Genomic DNA, 1,076 nt, shown 5'->3' with positions numbered 1-1,076 from the left:
AAAGAGCAATTTCAGCGTAACAAACTGCACGTAAACGTGGGCACCATCGGTCACGTCGACCACGGTAAAACCACCCTGACTGCAGCAATTACTACCGTACTGGCTAAAACCTACGGCGGTAAGGCAAGCAAATTCGATGAGATCGATAAAGCGCCAGAAGAGAAAGCACGTGGTATCACCATCAACACTTCTCACGTTGAATATGAAACCCCGTCTCGCCACTATGCGCACGTTGACTGCCCAGGCCACGCCGACTATGTGAAAAACATGATCACCGGTGCTGCGCAGATGGACGGCGCGATCCTGGTTGTTGCTGCGACTGATGGCCCAATGCCACAGACCCGTGAGCACATCCTGCTGGGTCGTCAGGTTGGCGTTCCTTACATCATCGTGTTCCTGAACAAGTGCGACATGGTTGATGATGAAGAGCTGCTGGAACTGGTAGAGATGGAAGTACGTGACCTGCTGTCAGCTTATGACTTCCCAGGCGACGACACTCCAATCGTACGTGGTTCTGCTCTGAAAGCGCTGGAAGGCGACGCTGAGTGGGAAGCTAAGATCATTGAGCTGGCTGAGCACCTGGATACTTACATCCCAGAGCCAGTTCGTGCAATCGACAAGCCGTTCCTTCTGCCAATCGAAGACGTATTCTCAATCTCTGGCCGTGGTACCGTTGTTACCGGTCGTGTTGAGCGCGGTATCGTTAAAGTGGGCGACGAAGTTGAAGTTGTTGGCCTTAAAGACACTGTGAAATCAACCTGTACTGGCGTTGAAATGTTCCGCAAACTGCTGGACCAGGGTCAGGCAGGCGAGAACTGTGGTGTTCTGCTGCGTGGTATCAAGCGTGAAGACATCGAGCGTGGCCAGGTTCTGGCTAAGCCGGGTTCAATCAAGCCACATACCCAGTTCACTTCAGAAGTTTACGTTCTGTCTAAAGATGAAGGCGGCCGTCATACTCCGTTCTTCAAAGGCTACCGTCCTCAGTTCTACTTCCGTACTACTGACGTGACCGGTGACGTTCAACTGCCAGAAGGCGTTGAGATGGTAATGCCAGGCGACAACGTAAAAATGACCGT

The 1,076-nt window shown here is 52.2% G+C and carries 1 protein-coding gene; it reads left to right on the top strand.

Features of this window, described 5'->3' with window-relative positions; all coding sequences use genetic code 11:
- On the top strand, nucleotides 1-1,076 hold a 1,076-nt coding region (tuf, locus tag ACFQW4_RS23615; RefSeq protein WP_271461522.1), incomplete at both ends, for an elongation factor Tu.

Source organism: Pantoea sp. GCM10028869 (assembly GCF_042666835.1).
GTDB classification, from domain to species: domain Bacteria; phylum Pseudomonadota; class Gammaproteobacteria; order Enterobacterales; family Enterobacteriaceae; genus Pantoea; species Pantoea leporis.
This window is presented reverse-complemented; position numbering and strand designations above follow the sequence as displayed.